Annotated in this window: 21 protein-coding genes; 8 read left to right on the forward strand and 13 right to left on the reverse strand. The window is 56.8% G+C overall.

What is annotated here, in order from left to right; translation table 11 throughout:
• Positions 1-16 precede the first annotated feature (16 nt).
• On the reverse strand, positions 17-964 hold the full coding sequence (locus tag INF68_RS04440; protein ID WP_193525269.1) for an AEC family transporter: 948 nt from the start codon (positions 962-964) through the stop codon (positions 17-19).
• A gap of 404 nt (positions 965-1,368) precedes the next feature.
• Here INF68_RS04440 and INF68_RS04445 point away from each other — a divergent pair, with 404 nt between their 5' ends.
• Both INF68_RS04445 and INF68_RS04450 read left to right on the forward strand, forming a co-directional pair.
• Positions 1,369-2,700 (forward strand): 2-hydroxycarboxylate transporter family protein, encoded by a 1,332-nt coding sequence (locus INF68_RS04445; protein ID WP_126786943.1) that lies wholly within the window; start codon positions 1,369-1,371, stop codon positions 2,698-2,700.
• 121 nt (positions 2,701-2,821) lie between these two features.
• Entirely contained in the window at positions 2,822-3,457 is a 636-nt protein-coding gene (locus tag INF68_RS04450; RefSeq protein WP_126786942.1) for a helix-turn-helix domain-containing protein, read from the forward strand.
• A 27-nt stretch (positions 3,458-3,484) separates the two neighbouring features.
• Here the strand turns inward: INF68_RS04450 and INF68_RS04455 are convergent, their stop codons facing one another.
• Positions 3,485-4,963, reverse strand: a complete 1,479-nt coding sequence (locus INF68_RS04455; protein WP_126786941.1) for a PLP-dependent aminotransferase family protein — start codon at positions 4,961-4,963, stop codon at positions 3,485-3,487.
• Positions 4,964-5,127: 164 nt separating this feature from the next.
• On the opposite strand from INF68_RS04455, the gene INF68_RS04460 reads away from it, so the two are divergent.
• Positions 5,128-5,583, forward strand: coding sequence for a GNAT family N-acetyltransferase (locus INF68_RS04460; protein ID WP_126786940.1), 456 nt, complete (start codon positions 5,128-5,130; stop codon positions 5,581-5,583).
• Positions 5,584-5,652: 69 nt separating this feature from the next.
• Here INF68_RS04460 and INF68_RS04465 read toward each other — a convergent pair whose 3' ends face one another.
• On the reverse strand, positions 5,653-5,955 hold the full coding sequence (locus tag INF68_RS04465) for a helix-turn-helix transcriptional regulator (protein ID WP_047174471.1): 303 nt from the start codon (positions 5,953-5,955) through the stop codon (positions 5,653-5,655).
• Between the two features lie 160 nt (positions 5,956-6,115).
• On the opposite strand from INF68_RS04465, the gene fusA reads away from it, so the two are divergent.
• Entirely contained in the window at positions 6,116-8,215 is a 2,100-nt protein-coding gene (gene fusA / locus INF68_RS04470; RefSeq protein ID WP_126786939.1) for an elongation factor G, read from the forward strand.
• 35 nt (positions 8,216-8,250) lie between these two features.
• On the opposite strand, the gene INF68_RS04475 is transcribed toward fusA, so the two are convergent.
• Entirely contained in the window at positions 8,251-8,823 is a 573-nt protein-coding gene (locus INF68_RS04475) for a flavin reductase family protein (protein WP_126786938.1), read from the reverse strand.
• Positions 8,824-8,931: 108 nt separating this feature from the next.
• On the opposite strand from INF68_RS04475, the gene nhoA reads away from it, so the two are divergent.
• Positions 8,932-9,777 (forward strand): N-hydroxyarylamine O-acetyltransferase, encoded by an 846-nt coding sequence (nhoA, locus tag INF68_RS04480; RefSeq protein ID WP_039262845.1) that lies wholly within the window; start codon positions 8,932-8,934, stop codon positions 9,775-9,777.
• Positions 9,778-9,816: 39 nt separating this feature from the next.
• Here nhoA and INF68_RS04485 read toward each other — a convergent pair whose 3' ends face one another.
• A complete protein-coding gene (locus INF68_RS04485) occupies positions 9,817-10,410 on the reverse strand; it encodes a TetR family transcriptional regulator (protein WP_126786937.1) in 594 nt (197 codons plus the stop codon).
• A gap of 116 nt (positions 10,411-10,526) precedes the next feature.
• On the opposite strand from INF68_RS04485, the gene INF68_RS04490 reads away from it, so the two are divergent.
• Positions 10,527-12,014, forward strand: coding sequence for an MFS transporter (locus INF68_RS04490; RefSeq protein WP_126786936.1), 1,488 nt, complete (start codon positions 10,527-10,529; stop codon positions 12,012-12,014).
• A gap of 77 nt (positions 12,015-12,091) precedes the next feature.
• A complete protein-coding gene (locus INF68_RS04495) occupies positions 12,092-13,975 on the forward strand; it encodes a potassium transporter Kup (RefSeq protein ID WP_126786935.1) in 1,884 nt (627 codons plus the stop codon).
• A 39-nt stretch (positions 13,976-14,014) separates the two neighbouring features.
• Here INF68_RS04495 and INF68_RS04500 read toward each other — a convergent pair whose 3' ends face one another.
• The 7 genes from INF68_RS04500 to INF68_RS04530 are packed head-to-tail and all read right to left on the reverse strand — an operon-like array spanning position 14,015 to position 20,466.
• Positions 14,015-15,241: a Zn-dependent hydrolase gene (locus INF68_RS04500; protein WP_126786934.1), complete on the reverse strand. Its 1,227-nt coding sequence runs from the start codon at positions 15,239-15,241 to the stop codon at positions 14,015-14,017.
• Entirely contained in the window at positions 15,238-15,720 is a 483-nt protein-coding gene (locus tag INF68_RS04505) for an L-2-amino-thiazoline-4-carboxylic acid hydrolase (RefSeq protein WP_047060950.1), read from the reverse strand. Before INF68_RS04505 ends, INF68_RS04500 begins: the two co-directional genes overlap by 4 nt.
• An 18-nt stretch (positions 15,721-15,738) precedes the next feature.
• Positions 15,739-16,896 carry a branched-chain amino acid ABC transporter substrate-binding protein gene (locus tag INF68_RS04510; RefSeq protein ID WP_126786933.1) on the reverse strand — a complete coding sequence of 386 codons (1,158 nt, stop codon included), beginning with the start codon at positions 16,894-16,896 and terminating at the stop codon, positions 15,739-15,741.
• 28 nt (positions 16,897-16,924) lie between these two features.
• Positions 16,925-17,644 (reverse strand): ABC transporter ATP-binding protein, encoded by a 720-nt coding sequence (locus INF68_RS04515; protein ID WP_126786932.1) that lies wholly within the window; start codon positions 17,642-17,644, stop codon positions 16,925-16,927.
• Positions 17,637-18,404 (reverse strand): ABC transporter ATP-binding protein, encoded by a 768-nt coding sequence (locus tag INF68_RS04520; RefSeq protein ID WP_039262838.1) that lies wholly within the window; start codon positions 18,402-18,404, stop codon positions 17,637-17,639. Before INF68_RS04520 ends, INF68_RS04515 begins: the two co-directional genes overlap by 8 nt.
• Positions 18,401-19,507, reverse strand: coding sequence for a branched-chain amino acid ABC transporter permease (locus INF68_RS04525; RefSeq protein ID WP_126786931.1), 1,107 nt, complete (start codon positions 19,505-19,507; stop codon positions 18,401-18,403). Before INF68_RS04525 ends, INF68_RS04520 begins: the two co-directional genes overlap by 4 nt.
• An 8-nt stretch (positions 19,508-19,515) precedes the next feature.
• Positions 19,516-20,466, reverse strand: a complete 951-nt coding sequence (locus tag INF68_RS04530; RefSeq protein ID WP_126786930.1) for a branched-chain amino acid ABC transporter permease — start codon at positions 20,464-20,466, stop codon at positions 19,516-19,518.
• 170 nt (positions 20,467-20,636) lie between these two features.
• On the opposite strand from INF68_RS04530, the gene INF68_RS04535 reads away from it, so the two are divergent.
• Positions 20,637-21,581 (forward strand): LysR substrate-binding domain-containing protein, encoded by a 945-nt coding sequence (locus INF68_RS04535; RefSeq protein WP_045399962.1) that lies wholly within the window; start codon positions 20,637-20,639, stop codon positions 21,579-21,581.
• On the opposite strand, the gene INF68_RS04540 is transcribed toward INF68_RS04535, so the two are convergent.
• Positions 21,571-22,011: a GFA family protein gene (locus INF68_RS04540; protein ID WP_023311941.1), complete on the reverse strand. Its 441-nt coding sequence runs from the start codon at positions 22,009-22,011 to the stop codon at positions 21,571-21,573. The genes INF68_RS04535 and INF68_RS04540 overlap by 11 nt on opposite strands.
• Positions 22,012-22,061: the final 50 nt, after the last annotated feature.

Below are 22,061 nucleotides of genomic sequence, written 5' to 3' on the forward strand. Positions count from 1 at the left end.
TTTTATATAAAGCAGATTAAGAAATAAAATAGATCATAATGCCTTCGGTCACGACCCCGACGGCAGTGCCAATTAATATGGAAGAGGATGCGGTATCAATATAGGTATCGCTGCGTAAGGCAAACATCCCCGCGGCAATAGCGGAAGGCGTTGCGCCAATAATCACGACCTGCTGCAGTAAGGTATGGCTCAGGCCAAAGGCGATCCCCGCGGCGGCCATCATTGCCGGCTGAATAAGGTTTTTAATACTGATATTGGTAAACGTCTGCACGTTCAGTTTTGGACGTTCACCGTAAAACAGCAGGCCGAGGGCAAACAGGGACAGTCCGCCTGAAACCTTGCCAACCATCTCAATAGGCATGCTGAGAATGGAAGGGATTTGCACACCGGCGAGACTGAGCAAGACACCGGAGACCGGGATCCAGACGATAGGGTTGCGTGCCGCTTTGATGAGGTTTTGCACGATCATCGCGCCCGGGTGCAGCGCCTCCAGGCCATCATGACCATTTTTATCCCCCATACGAATCAGGACGATAGTCAGAGGGATCATGATAACGCTGGTAATAATATTGCCAATCAGCACGCCGATAAACCCTTCCGGCCCAATCAAGACCGCCAGGACCGGTGCGCCAAAGTAGGCCATATCGGGAAAGGCGCAAACCAGTGACTGAATGGCGCTGGTTTTGATATCGTGGCGAAAAACGTAGCGCGAAATAAATAGCGTCAGTAAATACGACCCCATTAAACAGACAACTAAAACGGCCATAAAGGTCAGGTTCTTAATTTTATTGGGATCGGTATGCAATGCACCGATAAAAAGATGGAAAGGAAGGGCGAAACGAATCACCACGGTTGCCATGACGTTTGCATCTTCACGCCGGGAATATCCCAGCTTTCCACTTAGCCATCCAAGTAACATTATAAAGACGAGCGGAAACAGTGACTGTAATAGTAATGAAGGCATAGTATTTCCTGTAGGGTATTTTATGTGTTTTATTGCAGCGCTAATCTAGCGCTTAGAAAGCAGGGCAGGAGTGACAAGGGTCACACTCTCTCTGGTTTTATTAATTTCAAAAAGATTGCATTAGTTGGATAACTAATACTTTCGTCAAATATTGATAAGACGCAAGAAAGCAACATTAGCCGTTATAAATAACTTTAGTTACTTAATGCTGAATTAAGTTATTTAAAAGCAAAGGGCCAGATTGTTCACATTTCTCCCCGCAGGCCCGTGATAATTTCATCGTGAGCCTGTTTTTAGAAAAGGCCATCTAAGTCTTTATTTATATTTAAGAACATTTATTCGTATCAGGAATAGTTTCAGTTATTCCTTTCTCTGTTTATCCGAACACAAATTCAGGTGATTATATGAAAGATAATCCTGTACCGACTTCTGAACTGTCGACCCCGCGTTTTGCCTTTGGGCTCAACAATACCGAGGTGGGCACGGTCCCGTTGATGCTGTTCGTCGGGATTGCCGCGATTGTGGCGACGTCCGCCTGGGCAGGGCTGCTGCCGAAAAATATGATAGGTGGACTCGCGGTCATCATGACCCTCGGTTTCGCCTTTGCCAAAGTCGGGCGTCAAATCCCGGTGCTGAAAGATATCGGCGGCCCGGCGATCCTGTGCCTGATGGTCCCCTCCGTGCTGGTCTATTTTGGCGTATTCGAGAAACATACCCTTGATACCGTGCATCTGCTGATGAAAGAGGCGAATCTGCTCTATTTCGTCATCGCCTGCCTGGTGGTCGGCAGCATTCTGGGGATGAACCGGGTGCTGCTGATCCAGGGGATGATGCGCATGTTTGTTCCGCTGGTGGCCGGAACATGCATGGCCGCGCTGAGCGGCCTCATTGTGGGTTCACTGTTTGGTTATACGCCTTACCACACCTTCTTCTTCATCATTGTGCCTATTATCGGCGGCGGGATCGGCGAGGGGATTTTGCCGCTGTCCCTGGCCTATTCGGCAATACTGGGGCAGACGCCGGACGTCTACGTTGCGCAGCTGGCACCCGCTGCGGTCGTCGGGAATATCTTCGCCATTATTTGTGCGGGATCGCTGGCGCGTCTCGGCGCGAAACGTCCTGCGCTTTCGGGAAATGGCATGCTTACGCGGAGTAAAGACGACGCCAGCCTGTTTGCCGGGGCGCAAAGCACGCAGCAGACGGATTTTCATCTGATGGGGGGCGGATTGCTGATGGTGTGCGCGTTTTTCATCGTCGGCGGATTGTTTGAAAAACTGGTCCACATTCCCGGCCCGGTGCTGATGATCCTGATTGCCGTCCTGTGTAAATACTTCAGGGTGATCCCGGCCTCAATGGAGCAGGGCGCGCACAGCTGCTATAAATTCGTCTCAGCTGCGCTGGTCTGGCCGCTGATGATCGGCCTCGGGATGTTATACGTGCCGCTTGAGAGCGTGGTGTCGGTCTTCTCGGTGGGATACGTGGTGGTATGCGGTTCGGTCGTGATTGCGATGGCGCTGAGCGGCTACTTTATCGCGTCGCGACTGAATATGTATCCTGTGGAAGCGGCCATTGTGACCTGCTGCCACAGCGGGCTGGGCGGAACGGGGGACGTGGCCATTTTGTCCGCGTCTAACCGGATGTCGCTCATGCCGTTCGCGCAGATTGCCACCCGCATCGGCGGCGCGTCGACGGTGATTTTCGCCACGCTGCTGATGGGCTGGATTATGGCGCACTGATCCGATTCGTCAGGATGCTGAATCGCAACGACATTTTCAGGATGCCGCTGCGGTTCAGTCCTTTATAAAACTCACCGTGCTGTATAGAATTACCGCATCCACAGCGACGGGATACCACACGATGACCGGAAGAGTTGATTATCAGATTGAAAAATACCTCCTTACCGAAGCCGCCGAGCCGGAGCGCCTGACGCGCCAGTGGGCTGAGGTGATGGAGGAGTGTCGTGAGCAAAAGTCCGGTGCTGAGGAGCGGCTGCGCCTCGCGCTGCTTAATGTGGATTACGTCACCAGCTTCGAGCTGCCCTTCAGGCTGCTCCTTACCCGTGCGCCCCAGCTGATAGACATTGTCAGAAAAGAGCTTCAGCTCAGTCAGAAAAATGTTCTGTTTAACGGCAAGCGTTTTGGCTGCGTCTATAGCCTGAAAAGGGATCTCGACGGAATACCTGACGAATTTACCTATCAGCTGAAAACGCGTATCCAGCGCAGTGACGCGACAGGATGCAATGAAGCGCCTTACCGGCAAATTGCCCAGCAGGTTAAAGCCCCCCGCGAACGACTTAAGCTGGCGCTGGAAAGTGGGTTAGCGATAACGGCACTCGACGGGCTTTTCTGGTTTGGCATTCAGCGCATCGCTGCCGATGTGCAGAGATTACGCAAAACGGGGATGAGGATCGTGACGTCCGACGCCGAGGTGTTTGATACGCTCACCAAAACTACCCGGCGGATCCCTGTTTATAGCCTTGCTCGCCCGGAATGAGTATTCGCCACTGACCGGTCGACGGCATCAAACATGACGGAAAATTGCGGCCAGTTTTTTTACAGCGTCTTCTATCTCCCTTTCCGTGTAAGCAGCAAATCCCATCAAAAAACCGGTGGACGCGGGAGGACCTGCATATAAACTGGTAAGACCAAGTATATCAATACCCGCGCGGCGGGCGGCGGTGGCTATTTCTTTCTCGGATATGCCGTGCTTCAGGTGACAAGGCATTTGCATTCCCCCCGCTGGCGTTTCACAGGTAACATATTCGGAGAGATATTCGTCCATCATGCTTGCCAGCGTGTCGCGACGAGCAACATAAATACTCCGCATCTTACGAACATAGGCCCCAAAATGGCCTCCCTCCAGAAATTTAGCCAGCGTCAGCTGGGTTATTGAGGCGGTGTGACCATCCATTAATGTCCTCGCCATGGTAAAGGGCTCTATCAGTTCTGAGGGAACGATGGTGTAGGCAATACGTAGCCCAGGGAACAGAGACTTGGTGAACGTGCCGATATAAATTGTCCGGTTGGAAGTATCAAGCCCCTGAAGACTGGCCATAGGCTTGCCTTCGTAGTGAAACTCGCTGTCATAGTCATCCTCAATAATCCAGGCTCCGTAACGGTTTGCCCATTTAACAACTGCCAGTCGTCGGTCAAGAGAGAGCGTCACCCCGGTAGGGTACTGATGAGAAGGCGTAAGGTAGATCGCCCTGGCAGGCTCGGTCAGAGAATTAAGATCGTCAACCGAGATGCCTTTTTCATCAAGAGGAACCGGAATACAGCGAAGCCCTGCAGCGTTGAACGCTTTGTGTGCCCCTTGATAGGAGGGATCCTCAATGACAATGCCATCCCCGGCGTCCATCAGCACGTGGGAACAGAGCGCAAGCGCCTGTTGAGAACTTGTCAGAACGATGACCTGTTCTGCCCTCGCACGCGTACCGCGCTCAAGATTGACGTATTCCGCAATTGCCCGTCGCAGGCGCTCTATACCCTGTGGGGGACTTTGCTCTAATGCCTGGTGCTGAAACTCCTTCAGGACCTGTCGCTGAAGACGCTCCCAGATCGGAATGGGAAACATGCGGGTTTCAGGAATGCCGGGCGCAAGGGGGCGAGGGGAGGAAAATTCTCGGATCCCGCCGCTTTCATAAACGATCTTTCCCCGGACGCTGAGTTTTGCTTTTCGTATCTCAGCGGTTGGCTGATGCTGTCGAGGACGGGGTTTTAAAAAACGCGCGCTGGAAGAGACGAAGCTCCCTCTGCCTGTTTGTCTCTCAATAAAACCTTCGGCATGCAGGCTGGAGTAGGCCGCTTCTATGGTATCCCGGGAAACGCTGAGAGAAGCTGCCAGAGCGCGTGAGGCAGGAAGGGCCTTACCGTGAGATAATACCCCTTCCAGTATCAGCGTCCGTATTGCTCTCTGGATCCTTTCATGAAGCGGTAGCGATCCGTTAGCGGGGTCGATAATCCATGCCTTAACCGTTTCAAGCTGTGCGTGCTTAAACATTACGTTGTCCACTTTTCCTGTGTGTCTTTTGATTCTAAAGCAATATTGCATGCAGAAGGATAAAAAATTGGTCTGCCTTGATGGCGAGAATTGGCGGGACAAAACGTGCCATTCAGCGAATACACTCTTCCTGAAACGAATAAACGGGTGACCAAAGAGGCAATATGAATAATACGAGCGTAATAATTGAGGCAGTTAAAGAACGTGATTTTGAAAGCTGGATGCCACTGTGGAGTAAATACCAGGAATTTTATAATGTCGACCTCTCTGGGGCCGTCACTCAACGAACCTGGCAACGATTTTTCAGCCCCGTTGAGCCGCTATTCTGCGTGGTTGCACGATGTAATGGAGACGTAGTGGGTTTTGCGCATTATCTTTTTCACCGCTCGACCTGGGCTGAGAGCGATTACTGCTACCTCGAAGATTTATACGTCTGCGAAGCCGTAAGGGGCAAACACATCGGTAAACAGCTAATAGAATATGTTCAGAGAGAAGCGAGAAAACATCACGCCAGCCACCTTTACTGGCATACGCATGAAGCCAACTATCGTGGGCAACGATTGTACGACTGGATTGCGAAGAAAAGTGGAATGATTGAATATCGTATGCAGGTTAGATAAATCCCTTCGCTGACGTAATGCCCCCTCAACTATGTACGGGGCATTTTTCAGGAAAAAACAGGCATGTCCTTATGATTTGGCCTGTAAAAGTATCTCCATCAGCCCTGGAAAACGGGCATCCAGATCGTCTCGGCGTAACGAAATCATGTTCTCCCGCCCCTGCGGGCGCTGCCAGATCACGCCGCTGTCGCGCAGTACGCGCCAGTGGTGCGTCATTGTCGACTTAACTACATCCTCCGGGCGCAGCGCGTTACAGCTGAGTTCGCTGCCATCGGCCAGCCGGCGAATGATCGACAGCCGGAGCGGATTGCCGAGGGCAAACAGCACATTTTCCAGCAGTATTTGTTCAGTTTCAGGGTGGTTTGGGATCATCGTTTTCCTGCGTTTGGCGTCAGATTGAGCTATATCAACAATAGGTCAACCGTTAAAAAATAGTTCGATAATACTCGTACAATAGGACTATTATAGCAAACGAACGAATGCACGACCATCCTGGTCGTCACAGACAAGTCATAAGACTTAAGGAAATATCATGCCCCGACCCATCCCTCTCGAACGTTATCGCAACATCGGTATCTCCGCGCATATCGATGCCGGTAAAACCACCACCACTGAGCGCATCCTGTTTTATACCGGGATGAGCCACAAGCTGGGTGAAGTACACGATGGCGCGGCAACCACTGACTGGATGGCGCAGGAGCAAGAGCGCGGGATCACGATCACCTCCGCGGCCGTCAGCTGCTTCTGGCCGGGTATGGACAGAGGCTATGAGCCGCACCGGATTAACATCATCGACACCCCGGGGCATGTGGATTTCACCATTGAGGTGGAACGTTCCATGCGCGTACTCGACGGCGCCGTGATGGTGTATGACTCCGTGGGCGGCGTGCAGCCGCAGTCGGAAACCGTCTGGCGTCAGGCCAATAAATATCACGTACCGCGTCTGGCCTTCGTCAACAAAATGGACCGTCCGGGTGCCGATTTCTTCCGCGTCGTGCGGATGATGCAGGAACGCCTGAAGGCCAATCCGGTGCCGATTGTCATCCCTGTGGGGGCTGAAGATCATTTCACCGGCGTGGTGGATCTGATCAAAATGCGCACTATTCTGTGGGACGATGCGACGCAGGGTATGGTGTTTACCTATGCCCCCGTGCCGGATGATTTAGTCACTACCGCCCAGGAATGGCAGGAAAAAATGGTCTCTGCGGCGGCGGAAGCCAGCGATGAACTGATGGATAAGTACCTGGAAACGGGCGACCTGACGGAAGCGGAAATTATTAAAGGGCTGCGTATTCGCACCATCTCGGGTGAAATTCAGCCGATGCTGTGCGGCAGCGCGTTCAAAAATAAAGGCGTGCAGCGCATGCTCGATGCGGTCATTGAGCTCATGCCGTCGCCGCTGGACGTGCCGGCCATTGATGGCGTGGATGAAAAAGGGCAGCACGCGGAGCGTCACCCGAGCGATGATGAGCCGTTCTCGGCCCTGGCGTTCAAGCTGATGAGCGACCCGTACGTCGGGCAACTGACCTTTATCCGCGTGTACTCTGGCGTGCTGCGCAAAGGTGACGCGGTGTATAACCCGGTGAAAGGGAAGAAAGAGCGCATCGGGCGTATCGTGCTGATGCATGCCAACGATCGTCACGAGGTGGACGAACTGCGCGCCGGAGACATCGCGGCCTGCGTTGGGCTGAAGGATGTGACTACCGGCGACACGCTCACCGATCCTAATGCAGTGATCACGCTTGAACGCATGGAGTTCCCGGACCCGGTTATCTCGCTGGCGATCGAGCCGAAAACTAAGGCCGATCAGGAGAAAATGGGGATCGCGCTGCAGCGTCTGGCGGCGGAAGATCCATCGTTTCGCCTGCATACTGACGAAGAGTCCGGCCAGACCATTATCTCCGGGATGGGTGAGCTACACCTTGAGATCATCGTCGACCGCATGAAGCGTGAGTTTGGCGTCGAGGCCAATATTGGCCGCCCACAGGTAACTTACCGTGAAACCCTGCGTAAAACGGTGAAGGATATCGAAGGCAAATTTGTCCGTCAGTCCGGCGGTAAAGGGCAGTACGGCCATGTGGTGCTGAGCCTGGAGCCGCTGGAGCCCGGAAGTGGCTTTAAATTTGAAGATGCCACCAAGGGCGGCGTGGTGCCGCGCGAGTACATCCCGTCCGTTGAGAAAGGGCTGCGGGAAGCGATGAACAGCGGCGTGCTGGCGGGCTATCCGGTCGTTGATGTCAAAGCGACGCTGACGTTTGGCTCGTATCACGACGTCGACTCCTCGGAGATGGCGTTCCGCATGGCGGCGATCCTCGGCTTTAAAGAGGGCGCCCGCAGGGCGGACCCGGTGATCCTTGAGCCGATCATGCACGTGGAGGTGGAAACGCCAGAAGAGTACGCCGGTAACATCATGGGCGATCTCTCTTCCCGCCGCGGAATGGTGCAGGGGATGGCGGAGCAGTACGGAAGCCAGATTATTCGCGCTGACGTGCCGCTGGCAGAGATGTTTGGTTATGCCACGACATTGCGCTCGATGTCCCAGGGACGCGCGACGTATACGATGGAGTTCCATCATTTTGCGGAAGCCCCGCGGAATGTTGCGGATGAGATTATTGCGCGGCGTGCGAAGTAATACGATTACCCTCTCCCTGTAGGGGGAGGGTTTTCTCAATCCGGCGCCTTCACCATCTTCCCGCTCGCGACAAACGTTCCGGCCCCAAGATGATGCAGGGTATTCAGCTTATCCCCGTCAAACTGCCAGCGTCCGGCGACAAACGCGCGTTCATCGGCTGCCGCTGAAACTACTTCACCAAACAGCGTATCGTATTTTTCTGCCGCTGAGGTGACGGGTAATAACCGACACTCCATCCACGCCAGACATTTTTCTTCTATCACCGGCAGGCCAAGTTCAGGACCGTTCACGACCGGGATCCCGTAGCAGTTGAATTTGTCCTCATCGCGCCCGCTGACGCTACCGACCGCGTATGTCCAGTTGGCCGCCGCCACGCCGGGGATGACGATGCCAAACTTCCCGCTGCGCTCAATCAGCTCGCGCGACCAGGTGCTTTTATCCACGACTATTGCGATGCGCGGCGGTTCAAACTCAACGGGCATTGACCATGCGGCGGCCATCACGTTGCGTCTGTCGAGGCTTTCATCCCGACTGGTGATAAGCACAGTCGGGCCGTGGTTCAGCAGACGGCTGGCATGACGTAATTCAACAGTGCGAAAGTGGCTCATAGGATCTCCTCATCTACACCGATGAGTATGACGAAAAAGCACGTAAATCAAAGTGGATGCGTAAAATTAGTTTATAAACAGAACATCTCAATCAAAGGAAACTGATGTATGTCCCCATTTCTGACCGCCTATTTTGCCCGCATCGGCTGGGCGCAACCGACGCGGGTGGATATCGATACCCTGCGCGCGCTGCATTTACATCACAACTGTGCGATCCCTTTTGAGAATATTGATGTTGTTCTGCCTCGCGAAATCCAGCTTGACGATCGGTGCCTGGTCGACAAGCTGGTCACCGCACGTCGCGGAGGGTACTGCTTTGAGCAAAACGGCCTGTTCGAGCGCGTCCTGCGTGAAGTCGGGTTTACGGTGCGTAGCGTGCTGGGGCGCGTGGTATTAGCGAATCCGCCGCAAATGCCGCCGCGCACGCACCGCCTGCTGCTGGTTGAGCTTAACGGTGAGCGCTGGATTGCCGACGTCGGCTTTGGAGGCCAGACGCTGACGGCGCCGATTCGCTTGCTCGCTAATGAAGAACAGGAGACGCCGCACGGGCTGTATCGTCTGCTGAGCGAGGGGAACGACTGGGTGCTGCAGTTCCGGCACCACGAGCACTGGCAGTCGATGTACCAGTTTGACCTGACGACGCAGTATTTCAGCGATTACGTGATGGGGAATTTCTGGTCGGCGCACTGGCCGCAGTCGCATTTCCGCCATCATCTGTTAATGTGTCGCCATCTGCCGGACGGCGGCAAGCTGACGCTAACCAACTTCAACTTTACCCACTGGCAGAACGGTCACGTAGAAGAGCAGATCCATCTGCCGGATGCTGAGGCGCTATACCAGCTGATGCAGGAGCGCTTTGGTCTTGGGGTTGACGATCCGAAGCACGGCTTTACACTGTCAGAATTGACGGCGGTGATGGCAGGGTTTGATACACATCCTCAGGCCGGGAAATAATACGCAGGCCGGGTAAGGCGTCGCCGCTACCCGGCAACATCACTGCTTAGACGGCGTATTAAACAACTCGAGCGTGATTAATTTATCAAGATGGTTGTTAAAGGCGGCTTCGTCCATTTCGGGCATGTTTAAGATATACATTCCGTCAAGACCGCACACCAGACCAATCAAGCGCCAGGCAATATTTTCCGCCCGATCGCCCGGATTTAATGCCCCGGCCTCCGTTCCCGCTTTGATAAGCGCCACCGTTTCCTGGTGCCACATCTCCATGGTCATCACATAGGCGCCTTTGATATCGGTATCGCGGCTGGCCAGGATCTGCGCCTCACGCCACAGGCGAATATAGGGCTCAAACCTCCCGTCATCGCTGCCGAGCATGGCATGAAGCTGTTCCCGCCAGCCGGCCTGTTTACCCGCGACATCCGCATCCAGCAGCTCGCGAATTAGCCGTACGAAGGCCAGCGATTTTAGTTCGCCGCCGGATGTAAAATGATGATGTACCTGGCCGGTGGCGACTCCGGCCTCGGCGGCAATACGGCGTACCGTCATTGCAGCCAGTCCTTCAGCCAGCGCCACGCGCATGGCGGCCTGTAAGATGGCTTCCCGCCGTTCATCCTTGCTCAGATATCGCATGTTTACTCACTCTCAATGGGAATGAAACGAGTGTAACAAAAAGCTGGACATGCGTTCAACTTTACGTAGGATCGCATCCTGGACATGTGTCCATGTTTTAAAAGAAAAGGAAATTTATGTTTCGTCAGTGGTTAGCGTTAGTGATTATCGTGCTGGTGTATATCCCGGTGGCGATCGACGCGACGGTGCTGCACGTGGCGGCGCCGACATTGAGCATGACGCTGGGCGCCAGCGGCAATGAGTTGCTGTGGATCATCGATATTTACTCGCTGGTGATGGCGGGAATGGTGCTGCCGATGGGCGCCCTGGGTGACCGCATTGGTTTTAAACGACTTCTCATGATTGGCAGCACGCTGTTTGGCCTGTCGTCGCTGGCGGCAGCATTTGCCCCGTCAGCAGGGTGGCTGATTGCGGCGCGCGCCTCGCTGGCAATCGGCGCGGCGATGATTATTCCGGCCACGCTGGCTGGGATCCGCACGCTGTTTATCGACGCGCGGGATCGTAATATTGCGCTCGGCGTCTGGGCCGCGGTGGGGTCCGGTGGCGCGGCGTTTGGCCCGCTGATTGGCGGTATGCTGCTCGAGCATTTTTACTGGGGCTCGGTGTTTTTAATCAACGTGCCGATCGTGCTGGTGGTGGTTTCGCTGGCCGCGCGTTTGGTGCCTCCTCAGCAGGCTCGCCCGGAGCAGCCGCTGAATATCAGCCATGCCATTATGCTGATTGTGGCGATTTTGCTGCTGGTCTACAGTGCGAAAACCGCGCTAAAAGGCGTTCTGTCACCGTGGGTGGTCGCGTCCGCGCTGGTGACCGGCTCGGTGCTGCTGTTTATCTTCGTGCGTATTCAGCTCCGCGCCCGCGTGCCGATGATCGACATGCGTCTGTTCTGCCATCGCATCATTTTGAGCGGCGTGGTGATGGCGATGACCGCCATGATTGCCCTGGTCGGGTTTGAGCTGCTGATGGCCCAGGAGCTGCAGTTTGTTCATGGCTTTACGCCGTTTGAAGCGGGAATGTTCATGCTGCCGCTGATGGTGGCGAGCGGGTTTAGCGGACCGATCGCGGGTGTGCTGGTGGGACGTCTCGGTCTGCGCATTGTGGCGGCTGGCGGAATGGGGCTCAGCGCCGTCAGCTTTATCGGCCTGTCGATGCTCGACTTCAGCACGCAGCAGCTGCTGGCTTCTGCCCTGATGGTTCTGCTCGGCTTCAGCGCCGCCAGCGCGCTGCTGGCCTCGACCTCGGCGATTATGGCCGCTGCGCCGAAAGAGAAGGCCGCCGCCGCAGGGGCGATTGAAACCATGTCCTATGAACTGGGCGCCGGGCTGGGGATCGCCATCTTTGGTCTGCTGTTGACCCGCAGCTTCTCGGCGTCGATTGACCTGCCGCAGGGGCTGAACGCCTCGCTCGTCGATAAAGCCTCGTCATCCATTGGTGAGGCGATGAAGGTGGCGCAGGATCTGACCCCGACGCTGGCGGAGTCGGTGATTGAGGCGGCGAAAAGCGCGTTTATCACCTCGCACAGCGTGGCGCTGGGCAGCGCGGGCGGAATGCTGCTGCTGTTGGCAGTGGGGATCTGGTTTAGCCTGGCGAAGGCCAAGCCGCAGTAATACAGGGCGCGCGGTTGGCGCGGGTGGGGCGGATGGGCTATGTTTTTTAAAGGATTATCTGACTCTTGCTGGAAAATATGAGCCCTCGCCACAGCAGTGAACCGTCCCAACCGCTCTCCCGGTTAACCCTGCTTGCAGGGGGCGCTCTGGGCGTCGTTTTTGGTGATATCGGCACCAGCCCGCTCTATACCTTCCGCACTGTGCTGTCGCTCTCTGAGCATGACCCGACGCCCGGCGTCATACTGGGCCTGCTCTCCCTGATTACCTGGACACTCATCCTGGTAACGTCCATAAAATATGCCGCCTTTGCCATGCGAATTGATAATCATGGCGAGGGGGGCATCATGGCCCTGATGTCGCTTCTGGTGGAGAAAGGCAAAGGCGGACGCTGGGTTATTTTTTCCGCCCTTATCGGTGCCGCTTTAATTTACGGTGACGGCGCGATAACCCCGGCTATCTCCGTGCTTTCTGCCCTTGAAGGGCTGGAGATGGTCATTCCTGAATCTCAGCCGTACATATTGCCCCTGACGGTGGCGGTCCTGCTGGCGCTGTTTCTTCTTCAGCCTTTTGGTACTGCTCGCATAGGGAAAATATTTGGCCCGGTTATGGCGGTTTGGTTTTTGGCGATTGCTGCCCTGGGCGTGCGGGGGATCGTTCAACACCCGTCGGTATTGCTGGCCCTCAACCCTGCGTACGGCATCGCGTTTTTGTTTTCTAACGGGTACACCAGTTTCCTGGTCCTGGGCGGCGTTTTTCTCTGCGTGACGGGTGCCGAGGCCCTGTATGCAGACATGGGGCATTTTGGCAAAAAGCCCATCTGGCTTGCCTGGTACGGCATCGTCTTTCCTTCGCTGCTGCTCAACTATGCCGGCCAGTCAGCGCTGATTCTGGCCGGTGCCGACAGCAAGCAAAACCTTTTCTACACGCTCTGTCCGCCTGTGCTCCAGGTTCCGCTCATCGTTCTTGCCGCGCTGGCGACGATCATTGCCTGTCAGGCGATTATCACCGGCGCTTTTTCCATGACGCGCCAGGCCATACAGCTTGGCTGGTTACCCCGATTACGCATCAAGCAGACGGCGGCGGAAAGCTACGGCCAGATTTATATCGGGATAATCAACTGGCTGCTGATGGGGGTGACCATCGGGCTGGTGGTGTTCTTTAAATCCTCCGATAAGCTCGCCGCCGCGTACGGCATTGCCGTGTCGTTAACCATGCTGATGACCACGGGGCTGCTGTTTGTGGCAATGCGCGAAGTGTGGCGCTGGAGCCTGGCCAGCAGCGCGGTGATTGCCCTCTGCTTCCTGGTGATTGATGCCACCTTCCTGTTTGCCAATCTGATTAAGGTCCTTGAAGGCGGCTATATTCCGCTGCTGATGGCCGCAGCGATTTGTACGGTGATGCTGATCTGGCACCGCGGCGTCAAGGCGGTATCCGCATCGGTGGGCGAGAAGGGCGTCAGCGTGGATGCGTTCTTTGCCCAGCTTCAGCAAAAAACGGTGCCCAGAGTGGCGGGCTCCGCCGTCTTTTTGACCCGGACACAGAACAATATCCCGCCGGTCATGCGCTGGCACGTCGCGCGAAACCGGGCGCTACAGCAGGACGTGTTGTCGCTTACCATTGATATTCTGAATGTGCCCTACGTGGGGGAAGAACAACGCATCAGGGTAGAGCAGCGCGCGCCGGGCTACTGGCACGGCGTGGCGCAGTATGGCTTTATGGAACACCCGGACATCCCGCGTTTGTTGCAGGGTGTCAGCGAGATTAACGCGCTTTTTGCCACGGATGACGCCACCTGGTATGTCGGGCATGAAACCATTGTGGCAGGCGAGGGTGAGGCAGGAATGGCGGCCTGGCAACGGCACATCTTTGCGTTCATGAAGCGCAACTGCACGCACGTCATCAACCACTATCACCTTCCCAGCGATCGGGTTGTCGAAATCAGCCGGCGCGTTGCCGTGTAGACTCTGGCGAAAGCAGAGCTCTTCTGCTTTCGCACCGTTCTATCTCTCAAGGGCCGCGGATAGAACGCTATGCAATAACACGTTCGCCCCTTTCTCCGCCCACTCTGGCAGGATCCTTTCCGCTTGGTTATGGCTGATGCCTTTCACGCAGGGGATAAAGATCATGCTGGCCGGTGCCATTTTGCTGACATAGCAGGCGTCGTGTCCCGCACCGGAGACCATCGGTTTCGACGAATAGCCCAGTTCCGCCACGGCCTTCTCCGAACGCGCCAGGCATTCGGCGTCAAACGCGATGGGCGCGTAGTCAAAAATGCGCTCAACGAGTGCCGACACGCCGCGCAGGCTCAGGCTTTCAGCCACCTTATGCAGCGCCGCCTCCATGGCTTCCAGTGCCGCCTGCGCCGGATGGCGAAACTCAACGCTGCATACCACGCGAGACGGCACAACGTTGCGCGAGTTTGGCGTAACCTTCGCCATGCCGATCGTCGCGCGTCCGTCCGGCGCATGCCGATAGCCAATATCTTCCACCTTCAGCGCCAGCTCCGCGAAGGCGGTCAGCGCGTCGCGGCGGCTGTGCATCGGCGTCGTGCCCGCGTGGGCGGCGAATCCGTCCAGCGTCAGGGTAAACCAGCGCTGGCCCATTGCCGCGCAGACTAACCCGATATCAATGGCCTCATCTTCCAGGATCGGACCCTGTTCGATGTGCAGTTCGTAGCAGGCGTGAACGGGAAACGCACGGGCAGGGGTTTCACCCCGGTAGCCAATGCTCTCCAGCGCTTCGCTCACGGTAGTGCCTTCGTTATCCGCGCGGGCATGCGCGTACGCTTCGCTAAACTGTCCCGTCCAGACCCCTGAAGAGAGCATGGCCGGCGCAAAGCGCGCGCCTTCTTCGTTGGTCCAGTTCACCAGCACAACGTCACGTTCAGTCTCAACGTTATGGTCGTTAAGGGTTCGCAGCAGCTCCAGCCCGGCCAGCACGCCGTAAACCCCGTCGTAGTTACCGCCCAGCGGCTGGGTATCCACATGTGAACCCGTCATGACCGGGGCAAGCTGCGGGTTTTTCCCCGCGCGACGGATAAACATATTGCCCATGCTGTCGACGTCGCAGGTGAAACCCGCGTCCAGCGCCCAGTCGCGCAGCAGGTTACGCGCAATACGATCTTCCTCGCTCAGCGCCAGACGGGTCACGCCGCCGGCGGGCGTGCCGCCGATCTGTGCCATCATCTCAAGCGTTGACCACAGCCGTTCGGCGTTGACGCGGATCATGGCTTGTCCTTACTGCTGCGGTAGCGGAAATCACAGCACGAACCGCCCTGCATGATGGTGGTCGTGCGGGTCAGCTTCACGTCCGGCGCATAGCCAACGATGAATTTTTCATCGCGCGCGCAGGAGAGCAGATGACCAATCTCGCCCAGCCCCATCTCGTGATACATCTCCGCGTAGCGGCAGCGGGTCACGTTGTAGTTGTACTGCTGATCGTCGGCGTCGATCACCTTCACGTCCAGGGCGTTATCTTTTTCCCACAGATACTGCAGGGCGATGAAGCTCTTGACGTCCGCGCCGTTGGGTTCTTTGCTGGCAAACGCTTTGCCAGCGTCAATCGCGGCCTGCTCAATGGCCTCGCCAATGACCGCCTGGGCGCGGGTTTTCCCTATCTCGCGCACCAGGATTTCATAAATTGGCTTTATAATTTCTGCTTCAATTTTGCGGCGGGCGAGAATGCCCAGCTCGTTATTATCACTCATCACATTGCCCTCGCTGCGTTACTTCGCTTTTGCGCCACCCAGCACGGTTTGCGGCTGCCATTTGCCGTCGACAACTTTGTAAACGGTGAAGGACGGCGATTTCAGGTTACCTTCTTTATCAAACGCGATCTGTCCGGTGACGCCGGAGTAGCTGATGGCGCGCAGGGCGGGCAGATAGTAGGACGGCTCAACGGAGTTTGCTTTTTCCATCGCCGCAACCAGCACGCGGGTGGCGTCATAGGCGAACGGGGCGTGCAGTTCGATATGGGTGTGGTAGCGCGACTGATAAGCCTGTTCGAAAGCCTTTCCACCCGGCATCTCGTCAACGGGCAGGCCCGGCTCCAGCGCGACCACGCCTTCGCCTTCTTTCTGCGCCAGCTGCAGGAACGTCTGGCTGACAAATCCGCCTGCGCCCATCAGGGTGGCGTTCATGCCCAGCTGTTTGATACGACGCGCCAGCGGTGCGGCCTGGCTGTCGACGCCGCCGAAGAAGATCAGATCGGCGTTTTTACTGCGGATGGCGGTCAGCACGGCGCTGAAATCCACCGTTTTGTCATCAACGTACTGACGATCGACAACCTTCACGCCCTGCGCTTCAAGCGATTTAATAAACTGGTCCGCCAGACCCTGACCAAATGCGGTGCGGTCGTCGATCACCGCAATACGTTTGGCTTTCAGCGTATTAACCGCGTACTGGCCGGCTAGCTGACCGCCGTCGTCGTCGTGGCCCATCACGCGGAAGCTGGTGTCAAAACCCTGTTTGGTATAGGCGTGACCGGTCGCGACCGGTGCCACCTGTGCGATGCCCGCATCGTGATAGACGCGTGCGGCAGGAATGCTGGTACCGGTGTTCCAGTGACCTACAACGCCCGCCACGCCGCTATCCACCAGACGCTGCGCCACGGCCACGGCGGTGCGCGGGTCGGACTGATCGTCTTCGGACTGCAGTTTGAAGGTCACCGCTTTGCCGCCGATGGTCGGGTGCTGCTTGTTAATGTCGTCGATGGCCAACTGCGCGCCGTTCTCCAGATCCTTACCGATACGGGCAGACGGGCCGGTGAGCGGGCCTGCCAGACCGATAACCACGGTTTCACCGTCGACTGCCCACGCGAACGTCGAGGCAAAACTGCCGAGGAGGATAGCGGCGCTGAGCGCACTGATTTTTACTGTTTTCATTGTTTTTCCCTGATGTTGGCTGGTGTTGTTAAACAGGCATTTCGCCCAAATAAATCTGTGCAATCTGGTCATCATTGAGCAGCGCTTTCGATTCGCCGTGATGGACGATGCTGCCGCTGTCCATCACCCACGCGCTGTCGGTGACTTCCAGCGCGAGACGGGCGTTTTGTTCGATAAGCAGCAGGGCAACGCCGCGTTCGCGCAGCCCGGCGATAACGGCAAAAATGTTCTCGACCATCTTCGGGGCAAGGCCCATCGACGGCTCGTCGAGGATCAGCAGCCGCGGGCGGCTGAGCAGGGCGCGGTTAAGGGCCAGCAGCTGTTGTTCTCCGCCGGAAAGCAGGCCAGCGAGCTGATGCTGGCGTTCTCCCAGGCGCGGGAAGCGCTCGAAGATCTCGTTCATCTCGCGCCTGACGGTGACAGTGTCACGCCTGAGCCAGGCACCCATCTGCAGGTTTTCCAGCACCGTCATTCGGGAGAAGATCCCCCGGCCTTCCGGGACCATCACCAGTCCGTCGCGGAGCAGCGATTCGGGCCTGTGCTTACGCACCGCTTTACCGTTGAATTCAATACGGCCGCTAAAGCTTTCCAGACCGGTAATGGCGCGCACGGTGGAGCTTTTCCCCGCGCCGTTAGCGCCGATCAGCGTAGCCTGTTCGCCCTCGCGCAGGGTAAAGGAGGCATCGCGTACGGCCTGAATGCCGCCGTAATGCACGTCCACACGTTCCACCTTCAGTAATTCAGACATGGGCGTTGCCTCCAAGCCAGGCGGCGATCACTGCCGGGTCTCGACGCACGCTCTCCGGCGTGCCGCTGGCGAGCGTTTTGCCGTAATCAAGCACCGTCAGGCGATCGCAGATGCCCATCACCAGCTTGACGTCATGTTCAATCATCAGCAGAGTTTTGCCGTCATCGCGCAGTCGGATAAGCAGCTCGCCGAGCGCCACTTTTTCCGCCGCGTTCATCCCGGCGGCGGGCTCATCCAGCGCCAGCAGCAGCGGATCTGTTGCCAGCGCGCGGGCAATCTCCAGACGGCGCTGATGACCATAGGCCAGATCGCAGGCGCGGTAGTGGGCGAACTTCGCAATGCCGGTGTACTCCAGCCAGTGCCAGGCCAGTTCTCGAGTCTGTTTCTCTTCTTCGCGAGCGCGTTTGTGACGGCTCAGCGCGGCCCACAGGCCGTTACGGGTGCGCACGTGGCGGCCCACCATCACGTTTTCCAGCACCGACATGTCGTTAAAGAGGCGCACGTTCTGGAAGGTGCGTGCGATCCCGGCGGCGGTGACTTTCTCAATGTGCTTTGGGAAATAGGGCTTGTCGGCAATTGAAAATTCACCGCTGTCCGCCGGATAAAGCCCGGTGATCAGGTTAAAACAGGTGGTTTTTCCCGCCCCGTTAGGACCAATCAGGCCGTAGATCTCGCCTTTGTTCACGGCGATCGAAACGTCATCCACGGCGGTAAGCCCTCCGAAGCGTTTGGACATGTTGCGTACGGTTAACAGACTCATGTATTCACCTCCTTGTGGCGTACCGGCCAGATCCCGGCAGGACGCACCAGCATGACCAGCACCAGCGCCAGGCCATAGAACAGCTGACGCAGCACTTCCGGGTCAATCAGTACCGTACCGAACAGCGCCTGCTGAACCGGAGCTGCCTGACTGCGCAGCAGTTCCGGCAGGGCGGTAAGCAGTACCGCGCCGAGGATCACGCCCGGAATGTGTCCCATCCCGCCCAGCACCACCATAGCCAGCACGGCAATGGATTCCTGTAACGTGAAGGATTCCGGGGAGACAAAGCCCTGAAACGCGCCGAACAGGGCACCCGCCACGCCGCCAAAAGAGGCTCCCATCGCAAAGGCCAGCAGCTTATAGTTACGCACGTTGATGCCCATCGCGCGGGCCACATCCTCATCTTCACGGATGGCGTGCCAGGCGCGACCAATACGGGAATGCTGCAGGCGCAGGCAGACAAAAATAATCGCCACAATCACCAGCATCAGCAGGTAGTACCACAGCCACAGCGCGGGCACTTTGAAACCTAACCAGTGGTATACGCCGCTAAACTTCAGGCCGAACAGATTCAGCGTATCCACCCCGGTAATGCCCTTCGCACCGTTGGTGATGTTCACCGGACGGTCGAGGTTGCGCATCAGGATGCGGATGATTTCGCCAAAGCCGAGGGTCACTATCGCCAGGTAGTCCCCGCGCAGCTTCAGCGTGGGAGCACCCAGTAAAATGCCGCAGACCGCAGCGACGAGCGCCGCCATCGGAATAATCAGCAGATATGACGTGTGCAGCCCGTCCGGGAACCAGACGCCGAGAACAGGAAACACCTCCAGCAGGTGTGGGGAGGCCATCAGCGCAGCGAGATAAGCGCCAACCGCGTAAAAGGCGATAAAGCCCATGTCCAGCAGGCCGGTATAGCCCACCACAATATTGAGCCCCAGAGCCAGCATGATGTAGAGCAGGGCGAAGTCGATAACGCGTACCCAGTAGTTGCCGCCAAGCTGCGTGGCCACCACGGGCGCCACCAGCAGCGCGAGGCAGAACAGGCTCATGCCTGACCAGAATTTGCGCGTCGTCGCCGGAGTCTGGAGTTGAAGTGTTGTCATGGTATTCCTTACGCCCTTTGCGCCACGCGCTCGCCCAGGAGGCCTGCCGGACGGAAGACCAGCACCAGAATCAGAACCATGAAGGCAAAGACGTCCTGATAGTTGCTGCCGAAGACGCCGTGGGTCAGTTCACCCAGGTAACCTGCGCCCAGCGCTTCGATAATGCCGAGCAGGATCCCGCCAATCATGGCGCCACGAATGTTACCAATGCCTCCCAGCACGGCGGCGGTAAAGGCTTTGATCCCGGGCAAAAAGCCCATCGAGAAGCTGGCGTTGCCGTAGTTGCTGGCCATCATGACGCCTGCCAGCGCGGCGAACACGCCGCCAATGGCGAACGTCAGGGTAATAATGGCATTGGGGTTAACCCCCATCAGCGTGGCAACGCGAGGGTTTTCCGCCACGGCGCGCATGCCGCGGCCCAGGCGGGTGTATTCCACCAGCAGCCATAGCCCGGTCATCACCGCAAGCGCCAGCGCCACGGTAACAATGCCGGTGACGGTCACAATGGCGGGGGGATGCAGTTCGCTTCCTGACGTCACGGCGATCGGTTCCATGGGCAGGATCTGCGGGAACATCAGCGGGTTGCGCGTCCAGATAATCATCGCCACGGTTTGCAGCAGGACCGAGACGCCGATACCCGAGATAAGCGGTGCCAGGCGCGGGGCGTTGCGCAGTCGACGATAGGCAAAGCGCTCCACGGCCATTGCCAGCAGGGCGCAAACGGCCATGGCAATCACCAGGGCAACGCCAAGCTGTAACAGCAGCGGCATGTGAGGGAAGGCGGCGTTCAGGGCGTTAATGGCGGAAAGGGTGGTGAGCGCACCGACCATCAGAATATCGCCGTGAGCAAAGTTAATAATGCGCAAGATGCCATACACCATGGTATAGCCCAGCGCGATCAGCGCATAAATGCTGCCCAGCATCACACCGTTGATCAGTTGTTGTATGAGTGTATCCAACGTCTGTTCCCGCAAAGTCTTTTTTCTGCGGCTACCATCCGATAAATGAATTAAATTGTAAAATACACATATATTATTTCTTATGATAAACCGGCATTGCATTATCTTTATGATTTATATAAATATAATTCAATCGTATTTGCAGGTGAAAAGCCTAAAGAAATCAACATATGAATAAAACAGAACAATCGTCAGCTTTGTCTGCGTATGCAGACAGCCGTCTGGCAAACGACCCGCCGCTTCGCGCCGTCCGGGCCTTTGAGGCCATCGCCCGGCTGGGCAGCGTCACGCTGGCCGCGCAGGAGTTGGATATCTCACCGTCGGCGGTCAGTCATCAGCTCAAGGTGCTCGAAGGATATCTGCAAATGCCGCTGACGGAACGTCAGGGGCGCAGGCTGGTGCTGAGCCAGCACGGACGTGAATATTACCGCTCGATCCGTGCGGCGTTTAACGTGCTGCGCCAGGCAACGGAGCATCTGGCAGAGCAGGCGCAAACGCGTCAGGTCACCATCAGCCTGATCCCGCTTTTTGGCATGGGGTGGTTTATCCCGCGTCTGCCTGATTTTATGCGCGCCAACCCGCAGACCGAGATTAACGTTGTGTATGCCAACCATCGTAACTATCTGAGCGATGCGTCGGATATGTCGATTCGTTTTGGTAACGGCCAGTGGGCGGGCTATCAGAGCGAAAAGCTGATTTCCGGACAGATGGTGCCGGTGTGCAGCCGCGCGTTTTTGCGCATTCATGGCCATATCGATACGCCTGAGCAACTGCTGCAAATGCCGCTGCTGCATGATGAGGAGCGCACCAGCTGGCCGCAGTGGTTTCAGTTGCAGGGGGTAAAACGGTCTCTGCGGCGCAGCGGCCCTTTGTTTGAAGACGGACTGTTGACGCTGGCGGGCGTACAGGCCGGGCTGGGCTGCGCGCTGATGCGCGAGCCGCTGATCGCGCCTTATCTTGAGAGCGGCGAGCTGGTTAAGATATTTGACTTACCCATTGATGACGGGCGCGACTATTATCTTTGCACGCGTGCCGATTCAGAGATGACCGAGGACGGTAAGCTGCTGCAAAACTGGCTTCGTCGGGCTGCAGGCGTTGAACCGCTTACGGCGTAAGCAGGCACTGCTTATCAAGCGCTTCAATTTCCGAACCGCTGTAGCGTGCGTATTGCCCGGTCAGGCCAAAAAAAGCGGGCTGGGTTTCGGTGTAGATTTCCGCGGCGAGCACCAGCCGGCGTCGCTCATCTTCGCCCATCTCAAGCAGCGTCCAGGGAATGAAATAGCGCGACGTGGAGGTCAGTTTGAACCACAGCGGGCAGCCGCAGCCGGGACAGAACCAGCGTTCACCGCGCGCCGATGACGCGAAATGAGAAGGGGCGATAGAGTCTTGCTCAAGAAGCGGTTCGCCCTGCGGCTCAAGATACATGGCAATGCCGCCCGACCACTTCTGGCATTGGGTGCAGTGACATGCGTATACGTCAAAATTATTGAGGCTCACGCTGAACTGACTCATTCCGCACAAGCAGCGTCCTTTGAATATGTGCATGGCGTACTCCTTGTTGACGCCAGAAATCCGTATAAAAAAAGCCAGCCGCA

It is taken from the genome of Enterobacter cloacae complex sp. P16RS2 (genome assembly GCF_014982155.1).
Taxonomy (GTDB): domain Bacteria; phylum Pseudomonadota; class Gammaproteobacteria; order Enterobacterales; family Enterobacteriaceae; genus Enterobacter; species Enterobacter cloacae_M.